Genomic DNA, 18,526 nt, shown 5'->3' on the forward strand with positions numbered 1-18,526 from the left:
ATTTAAACGATGAAAAAAATAATTTACATAACAACAATAGCCCTTTTGATTTTGACCTCTTGCAGCAATGAAGAGGTAATACTCGAAAACGAACAAGGAGTTAGTAATACTGCTAAATCTATTAATTCTAAATCTTTAGCCGACGCCATTGTAGTCGCTCCTAGTAATGACATGACCGGGGTTACCGATGCCGACAATATAGAAGCCGCACTTAATGAAGCCAAAGCAACAGGAGGCACCGTCTATTTATCTGATGGTTTGATGAACACAAAGGATAGTTATTATGTCAGCAGAACGATTAGGGTTGAGGGTTTTAACGGGGCCTTTTTAGGAGAGCACAAGGACAAAACCATGATTCACGCAGGCAGAAAATCGGATTCAGAAGGCTTTTCACCAGGATTCTCTACAGCTCGAAATAGTCCTGTGGCCCATATATTTCAATTTGATAAACCTACAGATCATGTTACCATAAAAAATATGACGGTATTAGTTAAGGATGACCAACCATCTGAAGTCTACAATGGCAATACATTTCTAGGCGTAGCCTTTGAACTCATTGGAGGTCATTTTAACACTACTATTGAGAAGATCCGAATTGAAGGCAATGAAAGTAGTGCCGATGGCAATTTATTTGGTTATAATCTAAACTGGGGGCTTCATGTCATGCCATGGGGCGATGGGCCTATGGGAGGTCCTCCACCAAGAACTCAAGGAACCTTAACCATTAAAAATATAGACATAGAAAATCTAGCAACTCAGGCTATTACCTTTATGGATTATCGGGATGGATCAGAAGTTCTAATTAATAATATTATTGCTAAAAATGTTGGAGTAGGTTTAGTAGGTGAGAGAATAAACGACTCTAATGTTTTGGTCGAAAATTTCAAAGCAACTCCCCATAACAGGATTACTGCACCTACCATGATATTTTGGGGGATAGAATCTGGCGTTACAATTACCGATTCTAAAATTGAAAATTCTCAAGGCAGATTTTCAATAATGATTCGCAACTCGCCTAACTCAACAATTGCAAACACAACAATCAAAAATTCCAATAATGTGGATGCAACAATCTTGTTAAATAACTCGAGTCATTCCAAAGTTACAAACACAAGCTTCATTAATTGCAATGCTGGTAGGGCCGCCATTCGTATTTTTAACGCCACAGATTGTTCCATCATCCAAAATGATTATAGAGAAAGTGGTCTACCTGGATGGACAGAAACCTCAAACGGTCCTGGCGCTTTATTAATACATGGGAATGTTACTAATACCTATGTTTATGAAACCATGTTTCCTCTCGGCCTAACCGTTTGCGATATGGTTAATGACAATGGTAGCAATACCTCTATTCATAATTGGGAAGCTTGTATAGAAGATTAGAACATATTTGTTAGTCAAATATTTGGTTGTTTTGACTAAGAAAAGGGTGGGTTTTTAAAGTCTACCCTTTTTGTTTTTCAAAAGAAAAGAAACAATTAACTTTCTAAAAAAACCATTGAAAATTTTGAGTAAATTTTGTCAATTCGAGTAAATTTTGCGGTTTGAATGAGCTCAATTTACCTGTCTGCCGGCAGACAGGTATCGAGAATAAAACTTTTCGCTTTAAAAAAAGGGTCTAAAACTAAAACGGATTTCTAATAAACTTTAATTAGGCAATGAAAATTTAAAATTAATTTTTACTATTGCAGCGTCCCTAAAACAGGCATATGACTAACAAACCTTTTCATTTTAAGCAATTTAAAATAGACCAAGACCGATGTGCTATGAAAGTAGGAACTGATGGTGTTTTATTGGGTGCTTGGGCAACAATTGAAAACAATCCGTTTTCTATTTTAGACATTGGTGCGGGCACTGGTATTATTACCTTAATGTTAGCTCAAAGAAGCCATGCCGAAATAATAGATGCTATTGAAATTGACGATGATGCTTACGAGCAGTGTGTAAATAATTTTGAGCAATCACCTTGGGGAGACAGACTGTTTTGCTATCATGCCGCTTTAGAAGAATTTACAGAAGAACTACTGGAAGAGGGACTGGAAAATGACGACAAATACGATTTAATTGTATCAAACCCGCCATTTTATTCAGAAGATTATAAAACGGATAATATAGCTAGAGATCTTGCTAGATTTCAAGAAGCACTTCCTTTTAAACATCTCCTTGAAAACACTTCAAAATTACTTTCAGAAAACGGCTGCTTTTGTGTAATCATTCCTTTTAATGAAGAAGCCCGTTTTATTGAATTAGGAAAACAACACAATCTTTTTACAAATAAAATTCTTCATGTAAAAGGCAATGAAACTTCAGAAATTAAACGAAGTTTAATTCAATTATCTTTCCGCAAAAGTGAAATCCACATAGAAAAGCTAACAATTGAAACTGCAAGGCATCAATACACACAAGACTATATCAATCTCACCAAAGATTTTTATTTAAAGATGAAGTAGAAAATTCCAAACTTCGGTCTTCGGTCTTCGGTCTTCGGTCTTAAAAATAAAATATCGCCTAAATATGGATGAATAAAATCAATTATTTTCAATAAATTTACGTAATGACTGAATAAAATTAAATTTATGAAGCCTGATGTATTTGAAGCCCCAGATTACTACAATTTAGACGAATTACTTTCTGAAGAACACAAACTTATAAGAGATGCCACGCGCAAATGGGTAAAACGATCAATATCCCCCATTATTGAGGACTATGCTCAAAAAGCTGAGTTTCCAAAACAAATTATTGGTGGTTTAGCAGACATTGGTGCTTTTGGACCTTATATTCCTATGCAATATGGAGGTGCAGGCCTAGATCAAATTAGTTATGGACTTATCATGCAAGAAATTGAAAGAGGTGATTCTGGTATCCGCTCTACGGCTTCAGTACAATCATCATTGGTCATGTACCCTATTTGGAAATACGGTAATGAAGCGCAGCGTAAAAAGTATTTACCAAAATTAGCTAGCGGAGAATGGATAGGGTGTTTTGGTCTTACCGAACCAGACCACGGAAGTAACCCTAGTGGTATGGTGACCAACTTTAAAGATATGGGAGACCATTATTTACTAAACGGAGCCAAACTATGGATTAGCAATGCACCTTTTGCCCAAGTAGCAATTGTATGGGCTAAAAACGAAGCAGGGCGAATTCATGGTTTGATTGTGGAGCGAGGCATGGAGGGTTTTTCAACACCGGAAACTCACAATAAATGGTCCTTACGCGCTTCAGCAACCGGAGAACTGATTTTTGATAACGTTAAAGTACCTAAAGAAAATCTACTTCCTAATAAATCTGGTTTAGGAGCACCCTTAGGTTGTTTAGATTCTGCGCGCTATGGCATTGCTTGGGGTGCTATTGGAGCCGCAATGGATTGTTATGACACTGCTTTAAGATACAGCAAAGAGCGTACCCAATTTGGAAAACCTATTGGTCAATTTCAATTGCAACAAAAAAAACTGGCTGAAATGATTACAGAAATCACCAAAGCACAATTACTAGCTTGGAGATTGGGTGTTTTGCGTAACGAAGACAAAGCAACCTCAGCTCAAATATCTATGGCAAAACGCAATAATGTAGAAATGGCTATTAATGTTGCAAGAGAAGCACGCCAAATTTTAGGTGGCATGGGTATTACGGGAGAATACTCAATAATGCGACATATGATGAATCTAGAAAGTGTAATTACTTACGAAGGCACCCACGATATTCATTTGTTGATTACCGGATTGGATGTTACAGGATTGAATGGGTTTAAGTAATTTTTTTAACTTCTCAGAACTACATCGTTTTAGTGAAAATTATACTCGTAACATGACTTTTGACAGGTTTTTTAATACCTTCACTAACTAAATTTGTTCCAATATTTCGTAACAGGTATACTACGAGCAACAATCAAAATTAGAAAACATGAAAGCATCAAGAAAAGATCTTGTTCAATTTATCAATTTACAATTGGCAGCAATTGGACAACCCACCTTTAAAGACAAGAAAGAGAGTTTAGAGAAGTTTTGCGACCCAGAATTTGAAAAAACCACAAAGCCTCTTATTATGAGCCTTAAAGAAAAATCAAGGCTATTAGCAGAGCACCTATGTCCAGCAGACTCAAGAATTCAGGCTTTTATTGACGATTATTTGAAGGATGTAAAAGTTGATAAATCATATAAGCTGCCTAATAACACTTTAATCCTATCTAAAAAAGGGCAAGCTAGAGAAGCTAGTTTACCTCCTGATGGTAATTCTTTTGAAAGTAATCTCGTTAACTCCAAGAGGTTAAAACAGGGTATTTTAAATAACCCTTTACATGATAAAAGAACTACAAAAGGAACGTTTCATATTGTTGAAGGACCGCTTCCAGTTCCTCTAGATAAGAAAGAAGTTCCAAGAGTAGTTTTAGCTCACTTTTTAAATGAAGCTTTTAAACCTTCGGATGAGTTAAATACACTCCCTTTTACATCTAATCAAGAAGCGCAAGCTAAAACCATGGTTTCCATGCTTTTAAGACCTGTTGTTTGCCCTGAAGTGAAAGGTGTGATTTCAGAAAAAAGATTGGAGGTTCGCTTCTTTGCCCCTGGCTCTTTGGTAAGCAATCTAGACTTTGTTGAAAATATATTTGGTAATGGTGGTAACCCAAATTTAGCTCATAACGATGCGGCATTAGATCCAGAACATTGGACAGGGCATACAGGATGTATTATTCTTGCACCTCAACTTTTAAAACTTAAAAAGAAGGATGTGGGACTTCCCCATTTTGATGATGCCACAGAGCGTCAGAAAAAAGACGGCATGTGTTGGGTAGACGAACACGAACTGTATAATGATGGTGGCGCTTTTAAAATTACATGCAGAGATGAAAGGGGAGTTGTTGTTACCTTAATAGCCGATAACTATTACGGATACTCCAAAAAAGAAATTAAAACTCAAATTAGTTATTCTGCTAACTTGTATGGTATTCTAGAAGAAGAGCATGCTGGTGGAGCCATTGCCTATGCTAGACGTGTTATGGGAGATACTGTAAACTGTGATGATTACAATACATATTACGGATTAGACCATACCTTTGAAGATGTTAAACAGCTTTTAGGAGACCGCATTGAGGTAAAACCTGAGAATTATGCCATAGACAAGAAGTATCCCAATATTGTTTACATTCCAGAATCGTCGTTTTTTAACACCAATACAAACAGCATAACATGGCATTATAAGGGTAAAGAACAAAAATTAAAAATATCGCCTTACAAAACCTATATGCATCCGTCTGGAAATAAGCTAAGGTTAGAAAAACATAAATCTGTTGATTTGTGGCGTATGATAGAAACCTACCCAGAAGGTGTATTTTGTCATAAACCTTGTACTGTTTCTGGTGGCGGAAAATCTGAGATTTCTAAATCTATGCAAAACGCTATCACTTATAGCGTGTTCAATATTCATAATATAGAAGAAGATTTTAAGAAGGCTGATGAAATTATTGAATTTGATTACTCTACAAGGTGGAAAGACAAAGACCCTAACAGACCTAAATCAAGATCGCTTTTAAGCGAAAAAAGAACATTAGGTTCTGTTGTAAAACTATTAACACCTTCAGAAGAAAACTCAGATGAGTTTAACGAATGGTTAAATAACATCCCTGTGCATATCCGCTCTCTAGTACTATTTGTAAAACGCTTGTTTAGACAAGCTCATGGCGCTAATCTTAATTGGAAAGATATGATGACCGTTGATATCATCAATGGTGTAAAGGGTACGAATTTACTATATAACCACACACCTGTAGTTGGTAGTTATGTTAGAATTGGCTTTAACCAACAAGGTAACTGGATGTTGAATAAACTACGCTCTGATTTTTCGGCCAGTGAAAAAATTCAAACTGAAGACGATATCACAGCATCAATCACACTTCCTAAGGAAAAAATCAAAGATTTAAACCCTGAGTATACGAACAAAAGTGTAAAAGTCTTGGTTAATTGTGAAGCGCATTTGTTTCAAAGACCAGATGAAGCCATTGTAAGGGGTTATGATAAAGGCGCTGAATTAGATATTATTTCTGATGGTAGATTTTTAACTAATTATGAAATGTTAACTAGGAAGGATGCCATTGAAATTTATGAGGACACCATTAATTTTGATAAGTACACCAAACCTGTTCAGGATTTTATATTAGATATTATTAATAATGAAGATGACAAAGTTCAGTTCGTCTTGCCATCACATCCTAGAATAATAGAAGATGGTTTACCAACTAAAAACCCACGTTATCTAGAACCCAATAGGTTTTATAAAGAAAATGAAGCCATATATATCTCTGATATGGGTGTACGTTTAAAAAGAAAAATTAAGCTAGAAGACCCCGTAATTCACGTTGTAAATGCAGTACTACCTGGCAGAAGAAACAATCCTGTAGATAAAGAAGCTGGCATTAGACCGTTAGCGGTTTACAACCCAATTCATTATCAAGAAACTCCAGAATTGTTTATGGATTTCATCTGTAGTTTAACTGGTAAATCACCATCAACTACTGGAGCAGGATCTGAGGGAGCTTTAACTAAGGCACCGTTTAATATGTTAACACCAACAACAGACTTAAATAATGCCCTGTTATCTCATATTTTAACAGAATCTAATGGATTTAGTACAGCTGCAGGATACGTAGGAGCCGAAAATAAAATAGACCATGATGTTAGTTTACTAATTCCTGAAATTTGGGCGAGAATGGCTCCCGAAGATAGAGACCCTAATAACCTTATTAATAACGGCTCTCTAGAAAAACTTGAAGATTTTGAGTTTGAAGGCAAAAAAGTATTAGCCAGTAGGTTAGGTTACAGAATTACTAAAACCTTTGCATTATTATGCTTAAACAGATTATTTGATGAACCTACGGCCGTATTTAACGAAAGAATGCTAAAACCTGAACTTCAAGGAATGGAAGATTACGTTGACGGCATAAACAATATTGTAGAGGCACAACAAAAAGTAGCTTTAAACTATTTTGAAGATGGTAGTATTGAATCGGCAATACCTCCTTTAAAAATATTGTTACACATAATGGCCTATGGAAATTATGAAGGCAAGGACATTAATGATTCTGAATTGAGAAAGTATTTTAGTAGAGCTTATGTTTTAAGCAGCGATTGGTATAACGAAAGATTAGAACTTAAACAACAAAAAGATATCCAATATTATGGTTCTCAAATTAAATATTTAGAATCCTTTAAAGCAGACCCAAACAATGATGTTTTAGTTGAAGAGTTAAACATCAAGGAACGCTTACAAGCCTTACAAAAATTATACAACAGAGTAACATCTAAGGATTATGTAACCAGTTTAGTTGGTACTATTGGCGCAGACCCTTTATTTAAAAAGTAATATTGAAACAAAAGGAAGATTAAAGAATTCTTTAAACTTCCTTTTGTTGGTCTAAATCCTATAAATATATTTGCAAAAATTTTTTTGCACTTGCATAAAACAACAGCAACATTTTTAGCTTTTTTATATTTAATTGCTATGTTAAGACCTATTCAACCCTATGTTGAATATGTACTTAATCAAGATTATATAGCTGAGTTTTTATGTATTAATAAAGACAAACCAAAGCTACAATGTAATGGTAAATGCCATCTTGCTAAAGAAATTAAAAAACAACAAGAGCAAGAACCCTTTACCGCGTTATCAATTTCAATGGAGAATTACCCGATTGGATTTGTTAATATTTTGAATATCAAAACAAAACAAAATTACACTTTAAAAGAAACGCAATCATTCTTTTACAACAATCTTTACAACTTCAATTTTAAAAAAGTTATTTTCCAACCTCCTATAGTTTAGTTTTTAAAAAAATTACCGCACAAATACTCAGAAATTATCTGTGCGAAAGAACTTTAGATGTCATCTAGAGAAAAAATATTTAAAAACATTTTCAAACTATAAAAATGAGAAAATATATGGCTTTATGCCTTAATATTTTGTTTGTTGGTTTAACATACTCTCAAACAAAACAAGACAGTACTGGCACAAAAACAACACAATTACCTGATGTAATTGTAACAGGAAACTCAAATACAGACCCTATACATAGCACTGTTAAAAATGACTACCAGAAAAGAGGCTCACAACCTAAAAATGTAGCAGATCTATTTTCTGAAATTAATGGATTCTCTGCTATAAAACGTGGTAACTATGCAATTGACCCAACATTTAGAGCATCAGCCTATGAACAATTAAATGTGATGTATGATGGTGGAACTAAGGCAGTACATGCATGCCCTAATAGAATGGACCCTATCACTACTCATGTTATACCAGAAGAAATTGAAAAAATTGAAGTAGTAAAAGGCCCCTATACTGTAAGATACGGTGCTACTTTTGGAGGCATCGTTAATATGGTTACCAAAGACCATAACACTCTTGAAAATGGATTTCATGGAAAAGCTTCTGTTGGCTATGAAACCAATGGAAATGCCCTTGTTAATATGCTTCATTTGCAACATATTTCCTCTAAATTCAACATCACTGGAAATGTAGGTTATAGAGATTTTGACGATTACGAAGATGGTGACAATAATACCATTCCATCGGCTTTCAGGAGCACCGATTATGGATTAAAATTAGGATATAACCTTTCTGAAAAACAATACATACAAGGTCACTGGCGTCAATCCTTTGGAAGAGACACTAAACATGCTGCATTACCAATGGATACAGAATATGACAATAGCAGCATTGCTTCATTAGATTATAAATATGAAAACATTTCGAATACTTTACAAGGTATTACAGCCAAAGGCTTTTACAGCTATGTTGATCACTTAATGACCAATGAAAATAGACCTAATTTTAACATGGTTTTTGCATCTTCTCCCGTAACTTCAACCACAATTGGTGGTAAAATAGAGACACATTGGTTGTTTGATAAAATAAACCTTTTTATTGGTGCTGACGCTAACTTAATTAGTAGAGAAGGAACACGTATACGTACTATTAAAATAATGAATGGGAATATCCTTCCAGAACCCATAGTAAGGCAAGATAAAATTTGGCAAGATGCTAGTTTAAGTGACATTGGTTTATTTTCTGAGGCTAAATATCAAATTAATAGAACAACTTTTACAGCCGGCTTACGATTAGATTTTGTATATGCTAATGCCATGGATTTAGAAGATGATTTTGCCTTAATTTATGGAACTGATGTACAACAAAGTGAAACTAATTTTAGTGGAACCGTCTCAGTGAAACAAAAAATATCTAACAATACCATTTTGGAGGTAGCTTATGGACGTGGTGTAAGAACTGCTAACATGATTGAACGTTACATAAATCATTTTACTGTTGGTCAAGACAGCTTTGAATATTTAGGGAACCCTTTTTTAAAACCAGAAGTTAATAATCAATTTGAAATTGGGTTTAAAGGTCATTCCCAACTTAATGAATTTAATAATTTCAATTATCAACTATCTGCTTTTTACAGTGTGTACGAAAATTATATTTCTGCTATTATAGATCCTTCTATTCCAAGAAAGTTCATGCCAATGCAACAACCACAATTCACTAAGGTTTTTATAAATATTGATGATGCTTATAAAACAGGAGTAGAGTTTATGGTTAAGTTTAATATTCTGAAAGATTTTTATATTCAAAACCAATCTGCTTATGTAAGAACTAAAAATAATGATTTCGGGGAGTCTTTACCATTAAATCCGCCATTTACTTCAACATTTATTTGGGGTGTAGATAAAGATTATTATTGGGCAAAAATATCATACAATCTTACTTCAAAGCAATCTCATATAGCACCGTCTTTTGGAGAAATAGAGACTCCAAGTTTTGAAACTTTAGATGTGAAATTAGGCGCTACCTTATTTAAAAAATTCACAATAGGTATTGCTTGTTTAAATCTTTTTGATGCGACCTATGTCAATCATTTAAACTTTTCTTACAGAAATCAGGCAGACTTTAACATGAGTCCAATTACAGAGCCCGGAAGAAATTTTACAACGTTCCTTCAATATAAGTTCTAACTTTATTGATTAATTATAAAGCATTATTTTTGTAACCAAATCAAAGAAAAATGTGCAAAAAACTTTGTTTATTGTTTATAGTGCTTTTTTGGAACTTTAACTGCAGTAAAGACAACTATAGCATCAATGATCTAGGGTTTGTTGAAGACCTAGATACTCCCGAAGAAAATCAGAATACCAATAACCAAACAAACTTTAAACTTTTAGCTCTAGGTGATAGTTACACTATTGGTGAAGGGGTTTGTGACACCTGTAGTTTTCCAGAACAATTAAAAGATAAATTAAAATCTGAAATGGGTGCAGACAAAACTTTTGATTTAAAGATAATTGCACAAACTGGATGGACTACAAGCAGACTAATCAATGCTATTAATGATGAAAATTTAAGTAAAGATTATGATCTTGTTACATTACTTATTGGAGTTAACAATCAATTTCAAGGGCTTTCCTTTTCTATTTTTGAACGTGAATTTAATCAACTGATAGATAAATCTATTGTAATTGCAAAAGGGGATAAATCTAATATTATTGTTATTTCAATACCAGACTATTCTTTTACTCCATATGGGGCAAATTTTGCAAGTACTGTAAATGTAAGCGCTCAAATAGATAATTATAATGCATTCATCCAGTCATTTTGTGATTCTAATAATTTAGACTTTGTAAATATTACAGATTTGAGTAGAACAGGATTAACAAATACTTCGTTAGTAGCTGATGATGGTTTACACCTCTCAACTCTGGCTTACAACAGGGTTGTAAACCTTATGTTACCTTTGGTGCTCAAGAAGTTAAACAATTAAAGTTTTATCGAAAATTTAGTGACAACTAAACTAAGTAAACGATATGAAGGGTTTTTGTACACATCATTTTTATGGAAAAGTGATAGTGTTTTTGGCTTAAAACAATTTGAAATTGAATCCTCTTCTTCAAAAATTCATATAACCACTGACCCCACACTACGTCTAGGAAAATATATTGAACGTTTTGTATCATTTGAACTTAAACAACAAACAAAAGTTAAAATTATAGCCGAAAACATTCAAATACTAAAGGACAAAATAACTTTAGGTGAATTAGACTTTTTGCTTCTAAAAAAACACACTCCTATTCATCTTGAAGTTATCTACAAATTTTATTTGTATGATGATACCGTAGGAGCCTCCGAAATTGAACACTTCATTGGGCCTAATAGAAAAGACTCCCTAATTGAAAAACTTAATAAGCTAAAAGAAAAACAACTACCACTGCTTTACTCTAAAGAATGCCAACCCTACTTAGAAAATTTAGGTTTACAAGCCACATCAATGTTACAACAAGTTTACTTTAATGCTCAATTGTTTATGCCTTATTCAAATCAAAATATGGCATTAAAAACCTTAAACAATGCCTGTGTAGAAGGATTCTATATTAATCATAAGCAATTATTAGCATTTAAAGCATGTAAATTCTACCTCCCTGATAAAAAAGATTGGTTACTAATTCCCCATACCAATGTAACATGGCTAAACTTTGATTCTTTTAGAAGTATAACTAAAGACTATCTTAAGAATACCTATTCCCCATTATGCTGGTTAAAATTCAAAAACGGTGACATAAAAAAAATGTTCTTAGTTTGGTGGCAAACTAAGAACATTTAATAGGCTACTCTATTCGGATGCGTATCCGGTAAGTAGATATTATTTACTCTTTTGGTAATCTTTCATCAATCATTTTAAGTGGCATACCTTCCATTAAATCAAATACATCAATAATACTCCTAAAGGTGTCTTCTTCTTCTGATTGTTCTGAGATAAACCACTGTAAAAACACTTCGGTAATTAAGTCACCTTCTTTTCTGGCGGTTTTAAATATTTTGAAAATAGATTCGGTAACTGCTATTTCTTGCTCCAATCCAGTTTCATAAATACCTCTCAAACTTTCAAAATCGTTATTTACATTGGTAACATCTGGTGATAAAGCAGAACCACCATTGTCATTTATAAATGTAAAGATTTTCATGGCATGCTCACGCTCCTCTTCTGCTTGTTTGTAGAAAAAGGCTTTGCTATTTAGCAATTCACGTTGATCACACCAAGATGCCATGGCTAGATAAGAAGCCGAAGCTTTCATTTCCATACCAATCTGATTATTAAGTAAATCCATCACATCTGGATGAATTGACATTTGTTTTCTTATCGCTGTTGTATTCATAACTATCTTGTTTTTATCAAAGTTACAATAAAAATAGGCCATAAACCAATTTGGTTGAAATTTTAAAAAGGTCTAAATAAATTTAAAATTATACTATAGCTGGCTTAAAATCTAAAAAGAACAATGCGATTTCCTCCTTTAATTTTAATAATTGAGGAATATCTAAGAAGATTAAGTGTTGTTTGTCTGCTATAAAAAGCAACACAAAATTTTCATTATTAATGATTTTATTAAGTGCCTTAAAAGTTGTTAACTCATTTATTTTACGCCTTAATTCTAACATTTGTGGAAACGTTAATATAATTTCTTTATTAGGTGTCAACAAAACATACCTGCAAAAGGTAGACTGTTTTATTTGATAATTGCTTTGTATATAGGTTTTCAACTCCACTATACAAATATAAAACTTATTTAGAATAAATAAAAATAATAATTCCTTAGAAATTTTGAAAATTTAACTCTCTGGAGCCAACTCAACTTCAAGACCCTCTAAATCTGGAGTTAACTGTATTTGACATCCCAAACGCGAGTTATTCCTTACATCAAACGCCTCCGATAACATAGCCTCTTCATCGTCACTCATAGGAGGCAATTCATTATCACTATTTATGTAGCATTGACAAGAAGCGCACATGGCCATTCCACCACAAACACCAATGGTTCCTTCTGGCGCTAGCTCATAGGATCTAACAACTTCCATTAAATTCATAGCCATATCTGTTGGGGCTAAAATTTCGTGTTTTATTCCTTCTCTATCTGTTACTTTTATTTTTACATCAACCATAACAAAAACAATAATTTTTATTTTCAAAATAGAATGAGCCGACAAAAATAAAATTATTTTTATTTAGATTTTGTTTTTTAAATCAATTATTTCTATCGATTTAATAGGATTAAGTTATGATAAAAGACAACCCGTTTAAAATCTGTTATTTAGAATAAATATAAGGTGCGAAAAAAATTATGTAAATATGACTTTATTTAACCTTTATTTTCAAAATTACTACCGTTATTCCAATATTGAGGTTTGGAATCTTCAGTTTCTTGGTTCCAATAGGCTTGTGTTACCTTTTTACCATCAAAAGTTTCTAGTTTACGCTGAAATACCCAGATAGTAGGGTTAAATACCATATCTGTAACGGCAATAGTATATAGTTGTGGGTCTTCATCAGATTTTCTCTTATCTTCCTGAACAAGGACCTCAAATCCGTTATACTCCAAAAGTTTTTTTAGAAAATCTAGCCTATCAGCACTTATTCCTTTTTCAACAAAAGTAACTCGTGTATCATCAATACTTCCAAACATATGTTTGCCTCCCAATGCCATAATTTAATTAAAAAAACTTTTACTTAATTCATGAATGTAATTATATAATGGACTATATAAACCAATAAACAATATACCAACTGCTGTAATGAGCAAACCTAATCTCATATAAATTTTACTTTTGAAATATGGTATAGCATTTTCATTTTTTCGAAGAAACATAGCTCTTACTACTAACAAATAGTAATATAAGGATATAGTAACATTAACAACAGCTAGGAAAACTAGTAAATAATAACCTTTGCTTGCAGCAGCAGTGAATAGAAAGAATTTACCAAAAAAACCGGCTAACGGAGGAATTCCAGCTAGTGAGAATAGGGCAAGCATCATAACCAAACTCAAATTGGGATTTGTTCTGTATAAGCCCTCATAATCTTTCATATTTTCTTTTCCAGTTTGGAGTGAAATAGCTTGAACCACTCCAAAGGCTGCTAAATTTGAAAACACATAAATCAATACAAAGTAAACCACTGTAGCTGACCCTAGTTGATTTCCCGTAATCAATCCCAGTAATATAAAGCCTGCTTGTGCAATAGATGAAAAGGCTAAAAAGCGCTTCATGTTTTGCTGCCTCAACGCAAATAGATTACCAACAAACATGGTTATAATGGCTATAACATAAATAATATTTTCCCAAATAGCCATCAAAGGTTTTAGAACTGTAAATAGTAAAATCATTAAAATAAATACAGCAGCTCCTTTTGAAATTACCGATAAATAAGTCGCTATACTTACAGGGGCACCTTCGTACACATCGGCTGTCCAGAAATGAAATGGCACCAATGAGATTTTAAATCCCAAACCAGCAAAGAAGAATACAAAACCTAAAATGGTAAGATTGTTTGCTGTAATTGCCTCTGAAATTTCAGCAAAATAGATAGACCCTGTTGTTGCATAAAGCAAAGAAATTCCAAATAATGACGCTCCTGATGCCAAAGCTGCTGATAAAATAAGTTTAATACCAGATTCACTTGATAGCCTCTTTGTAATATCATAAGCAGCTAAAGCTGCTAGAGGTAGAGTAGACAATTCTAAACCTAAATAAAACATTACGAAATCGCCCGCAGAAATCATAAAATACACGCCTAATAAGGACGAAAAAATAAGAATAAAAAACTCCGTTCCCCGTTGTTGCTGTAGTATCTTTTCTTCAATCCAATCACCAGATTGTAGTAACAAAATTAATACACCAATATTTAGGATGTTCTTAAAGAACTGGATGAGTTCATTGGTATGAAACATGCCACCGAAAAGATTTCCATAATTCATTTTTAAAAAGCCTATAATGGTATGAATTCCGAATAAGAAAATAGCTAAATGAACTATACTGTTCTTTTTATTATTTGCAATGGACACTTCGGCTACCACTAACAATAAGATTATTGCCAAAAGTATTATTTCGTGTCTCATTAATAAAAAACTACTGAAATCCACTATTTAGTTTTTTAACTTTTATAATAACCCTTTAATAAAAGGATCTAAACTTTCTAATATCATGTCACTCAACCATAGTGGCGCCACACCAATTCCTACAATGGGGATTAATAATAATAAAATTCCAAATCGCTCATACCATGTTACTTTTTTTAACTTTAAAAAAGCCTCATTCTTTACAGGTCCCATTAACATTATTCCAACCACTCTTAAAATATAAACTGCGGTAATAACTATGACTGAAATAGAAAATATAGTTGCCACTCTCATAAAGGTGTCTTTTTGCTGAAACGCCCCCACAAAAATATTCATCTCCGCTACAAATCCGCTAAAACCAGGTAATCCTAGAGATGCCAAACCTGCTATAACGTAAATTACCGATATAAATGGAATCACTTTTAACAAACCACCTAGCTTACTAATATCTCTGGTATGGGTTCTTTCGTAAATCATTCCTATTAATGCAAAGAAAAGTGCCGTCATAAATCCGTGAGATAACGACTGTAAAATGGCACCATTCCAAGCGGTTTTATTCAACATCAATAAAGCAAACAATACTAAGCCTAAATGACTTACCGATGAATAGGCATTAATATACTTTAAATCGGTTTGCCTAATGGCACTAAAAGCACCATAAACCACACCGATTACAGAGAGTATGATAAATACCCACGACCAGTCAATGGCTCCTAATGGTAACAAATACATAGCTACTCTAAACACCCCATAGCCTCCTAACTTCATAAGAACCCCTGCATGCAACATAGATACCGCCGTTGGTGCCGATGCGTGACCATCTGGCGACCAAGTATGAAATGGGAATAAGGCTCCAATAACAGCAAAACCAATAAAGGTTAACGGGAAGAATAGTTTTTGGGCTTCATAAGGAATATTAACCTGAGCTATTTCTAATATATTAAATGTTAATGCACCACCATCGGCATTAGAATTAAAATAAATTCCTAGAATTCCAACTAAAAGTATAGCAGAAGCTCCCATGAGCATCAGGGTTAATTTCATTGCTGAATATTCTTTAGGGCCAGAGCCCCAAATCCCTATTAATAAATACATAGGAATAACCGCTATTTCAAAGAATACAAACATGGTGAACAAATCAATGGAAATGAAAAAGCCATAAACACCAACAGATAATACAATAAGTGACATAAAGAATTCTTTAGGTAAATCGTACATCTTCCAAGAGATAAAAATACCGGCTAATACCACAATAGCAGTTAGAAGTAATAGAGCTACTGAAATACCATCAACTCCAATATTATAATGAATATTAAAATGCTCAAACCAAACAACATCCTTGGTAAAAACCATAATGTTATCGTTCACCACCCGTTCATTAAAATAAGCAAACACAAGGTTTATGGCCATCACCAGTTGAACCACACTACCTAACATAGAAACCACTCGTGCCTGCTTTAAATTTTTGGTGAAAACCAAAACTAGGATAGTTATAATAGGAACGATAATAAAAAGTGATAAAATATCCATATTACTAGTTTAGTTTGTCCATAAATAAATAAACACCAAAGCTATCACAACAATACCTACTACAAATGCAAAAGCATAATCTTGCACCTTACCCGATTGTATACCTTTAATCTTTTGAGATATTAAAACCGTTTTATTTCCGATACCATTCATGGTGCCGTCAACCACTTGTTTATCGAATTTAGCAATGGGAGCAGACACTCTTTTAAACAAAATCTTTTTGGTTACAAACATGTAAATCTCATCGAAATAGAATTTATCACATGCCCATTTATATAGTGGCCCAAAATCCCTGGCGTATTTATCTGATAAATTATTCTCCTTTTTATAAAATATCCAAGCCAGTATAATACCAATAATACCAACAGTAGTTGCTATTACGGCCAGAGGATAGTTTAAATGCGCTTCAAACCCGGCTTTATCTGCCGTGACAAATTCACTAAAAGGAATAAAACCACTTACCACACTTAAAACAGCTAGCACCAATAATGGAAACGTCATTGATAATGGCGATTCTTTAGGCTTTTTTTCATAGCTTGTGTCTTTTCTCCAGAAAATACTGAAGTACAATCTAAACATATAAAATGCGGTTAATCCAGCTACAAATAAACCAACATAATATATGAGTTTGTTATGTTCATAAGCGGCTACCAAAATTTCATCTTTACTCCAGAATCCTGCCAACGGCGGTACACCAGCAATTGCCAAAGCTGCAATTAAAAAAGTAATATTGGTAATAGGCATATACCTGCGTAAGCCCCCCATATCTTTCAAATAATTGCTATGTACCGCATGAATAACAGACCCTGCGCCTAAAAATAGAAGTGCTTTAAACATAGCATGTGTAAACAAATGGAACATAGAAGCCATATAGCCAACTCCCTCATGTCCTTCATAACCAGAGACACCTAAAGCCAACATCATATACCCCAATTGAGACATGGTAGAAAAGGCTAGAACCCTTTTTATATCGGTTTGTGTTATAGCTATAATAGCAGCAAATAATGCCGAAAACGCACCCACATACGCCACGATTTTTAAGACAAATCCATCTTCAACAAAATAAAACATTGGAAACAATCTTGCTACCAAAAACACGCCTGCCACAACCATAGTTGCGGCGTGTATTAAAGCCGAAACAGGTGTAGGCCCTTCCATAGCGTCAGGTAACCAAATATGTAATGGAAACATGGCAGATTTTCCCGCACCTCCAATAAAAATAAAGATTAGCGCCCAGGTAATTACTGAAAGCCCCATGAACGAAGTTGCTGCCCAATTCATTATGGCACTACCTTCAGGATTATTCAAGGTTTCGAAATCGAATGTTCCTGTATAGTAGCCTATAATCATAATTCCGATAAGGAACCCAAAATCGGCGAACCGGGTTACTATAAAGGCCTTTTTTGCTGCAGCTATAGCCGATGTTTTTGTGTAATAATAGCCAATTAGTAAATAAGAAGACACCCCAACCAATTCCCAGAATATATAAATTTGAAACAAGTTAGTTGCTAATACCAAACCATACATTGAAAAGGTAAAAAGTCCCAGAAACGCAAAGAATTTGGTATAGCCTTCATCACCTTTCATGTAACCTCTGCTATAAATATGTACCATTAGAGACACTACGGAAACCACAACCAACATCATAACTGAAATGGGGTCTATAAGAATACCCATATCTATATGAAGGGTGTCTGTGAAATTCATCCAAACAGATTTCTTTAAAAATGTTTGATAGACTCCATCTACTTTTCCATGTACGAAGAAATATTGATAGGCGGCATAAAAGGAAAGTATCGCTGAGGCCAATAAACCAAAAACCCCAACATAACCCGAAACTGCAGGTTTAATTCTTTTGTAAAAAACACCCAGAAATAGGAAAATCACAAAAGGAATTATTGGGATTAATATGATATAAGTTATATTCATAATTATATTCAGTTTCAGTATCTAACAGCAAAAAAATCTTTAGTGTTTTTTTGGACAGAAGACCGGTGACCGAAGAATGGTTTAAAAACCACTGTTGTATTTATTGAACTCATCTTACTTAACATTTCCTAATT

At 33.8% G+C, this 18,526-nt stretch carries 15 protein-coding genes; 8 read left to right on the plus strand and 7 right to left on the minus strand.

What is annotated here, in order from left to right:
* Positions 1-9 precede the first annotated feature (9 nt).
* The 8 genes from DFQ02_RS14255 to DFQ02_RS14290 all read left to right on the plus strand — a co-directional run bounded on the left by DFQ02_RS14255 (position 10) and on the right by DFQ02_RS14290 (position 11,644).
* Positions 10-1,383 carry a right-handed parallel beta-helix repeat-containing protein gene (locus DFQ02_RS14255; protein WP_116525125.1) on the plus strand — a complete coding sequence of 458 codons (1,374 nt, stop codon included), beginning with the start codon at positions 10-12 and terminating at the stop codon, positions 1,381-1,383.
* A 326-nt stretch (positions 1,384-1,709) separates the two neighbouring features.
* Positions 1,710-2,450, plus strand: coding sequence for a tRNA1(Val) (adenine(37)-N6)-methyltransferase (locus tag DFQ02_RS14260; protein WP_116525126.1), 741 nt, complete (start codon positions 1,710-1,712; stop codon positions 2,448-2,450).
* Between the two features lie 126 nt (positions 2,451-2,576).
* The gene (locus tag DFQ02_RS14265; RefSeq protein ID WP_116525127.1) at positions 2,577-3,755 is read left to right on the plus strand and encodes an acyl-CoA dehydrogenase family protein; all 1,179 of its coding nucleotides are present in this window, start codon (positions 2,577-2,579) and stop codon (positions 3,753-3,755) included.
* 148 nt (positions 3,756-3,903) lie between these two features.
* Positions 3,904-7,356, plus strand: coding sequence for a hypothetical protein (locus DFQ02_RS14270; RefSeq protein WP_116525128.1), 3,453 nt, complete (start codon positions 3,904-3,906; stop codon positions 7,354-7,356).
* A 90-nt stretch (positions 7,357-7,446) separates the two neighbouring features.
* Positions 7,447-7,815 carry a hypothetical protein gene (locus DFQ02_RS14275; protein ID WP_116525129.1) on the plus strand — a complete coding sequence of 123 codons (369 nt, stop codon included), beginning with the start codon at positions 7,447-7,449 and terminating at the stop codon, positions 7,813-7,815.
* 104 nt (positions 7,816-7,919) lie between these two features.
* Positions 7,920-10,004 carry a TonB-dependent receptor domain-containing protein gene (locus tag DFQ02_RS14280; RefSeq protein WP_245940280.1) on the plus strand — a complete coding sequence of 695 codons (2,085 nt, stop codon included), beginning with the start codon at positions 7,920-7,922 and terminating at the stop codon, positions 10,002-10,004.
* 50 nt (positions 10,005-10,054) lie between these two features.
* Entirely contained in the window at positions 10,055-10,807 is a 753-nt protein-coding gene (locus DFQ02_RS14285; RefSeq protein WP_116525130.1) for an SGNH/GDSL hydrolase family protein, read from the plus strand.
* 18 nt (positions 10,808-10,825) lie between these two features.
* A complete protein-coding gene (locus DFQ02_RS14290) occupies positions 10,826-11,644 on the plus strand; it encodes a DUF1853 family protein (protein WP_116525131.1) in 819 nt (272 codons plus the stop codon).
* A gap of 43 nt (positions 11,645-11,687) precedes the next feature.
* Here the strand turns inward: DFQ02_RS14290 and DFQ02_RS14295 are convergent, their stop codons facing one another.
* The 7 genes from DFQ02_RS14295 to nuoL form a co-directional block, all read right to left on the minus strand.
* Entirely contained in the window at positions 11,688-12,197 is a 510-nt protein-coding gene (locus DFQ02_RS14295; RefSeq protein ID WP_116525188.1) for a ferritin, read from the minus strand.
* A gap of 88 nt (positions 12,198-12,285) precedes the next feature.
* On the minus strand, positions 12,286-12,480 hold the full coding sequence (locus tag DFQ02_RS15365) for a hypothetical protein (RefSeq protein WP_245940281.1): 195 nt from the start codon (positions 12,478-12,480) through the stop codon (positions 12,286-12,288).
* A gap of 171 nt (positions 12,481-12,651) precedes the next feature.
* Entirely contained in the window at positions 12,652-12,981 is a 330-nt protein-coding gene (locus DFQ02_RS14305) for a 2Fe-2S iron-sulfur cluster-binding family protein (protein ID WP_116525189.1), read from the minus strand.
* A 197-nt stretch (positions 12,982-13,178) separates the two neighbouring features.
* A complete protein-coding gene (locus DFQ02_RS14310) occupies positions 13,179-13,523 on the minus strand; it encodes a hypothetical protein (RefSeq protein WP_116525133.1) in 345 nt (114 codons plus the stop codon).
* 3 nt (positions 13,524-13,526) lie between these two features.
* Entirely contained in the window at positions 13,527-14,933 is a 1,407-nt protein-coding gene (locus DFQ02_RS14315) for an NADH-quinone oxidoreductase subunit N (protein ID WP_220340302.1), read from the minus strand.
* 42 nt (positions 14,934-14,975) lie between these two features.
* A complete protein-coding gene (locus DFQ02_RS14320) occupies positions 14,976-16,463 on the minus strand; it encodes a complex I subunit 4 family protein (protein WP_116525135.1) in 1,488 nt (495 codons plus the stop codon).
* 9 nt (positions 16,464-16,472) lie between these two features.
* On the minus strand, positions 16,473-18,392 hold the full coding sequence (gene nuoL / locus DFQ02_RS14325) for an NADH-quinone oxidoreductase subunit L (RefSeq protein WP_116525136.1): 1,920 nt from the start codon (positions 18,390-18,392) through the stop codon (positions 16,473-16,475).
* Positions 18,393-18,526 lie beyond the last annotated feature (134 nt).

It is taken from the genome of Seonamhaeicola aphaedonensis, from assembly GCF_003386195.1.
Taxonomy (GTDB): Bacteria; Bacteroidota; Bacteroidia; order Flavobacteriales; family Flavobacteriaceae; genus Seonamhaeicola; species Seonamhaeicola aphaedonensis.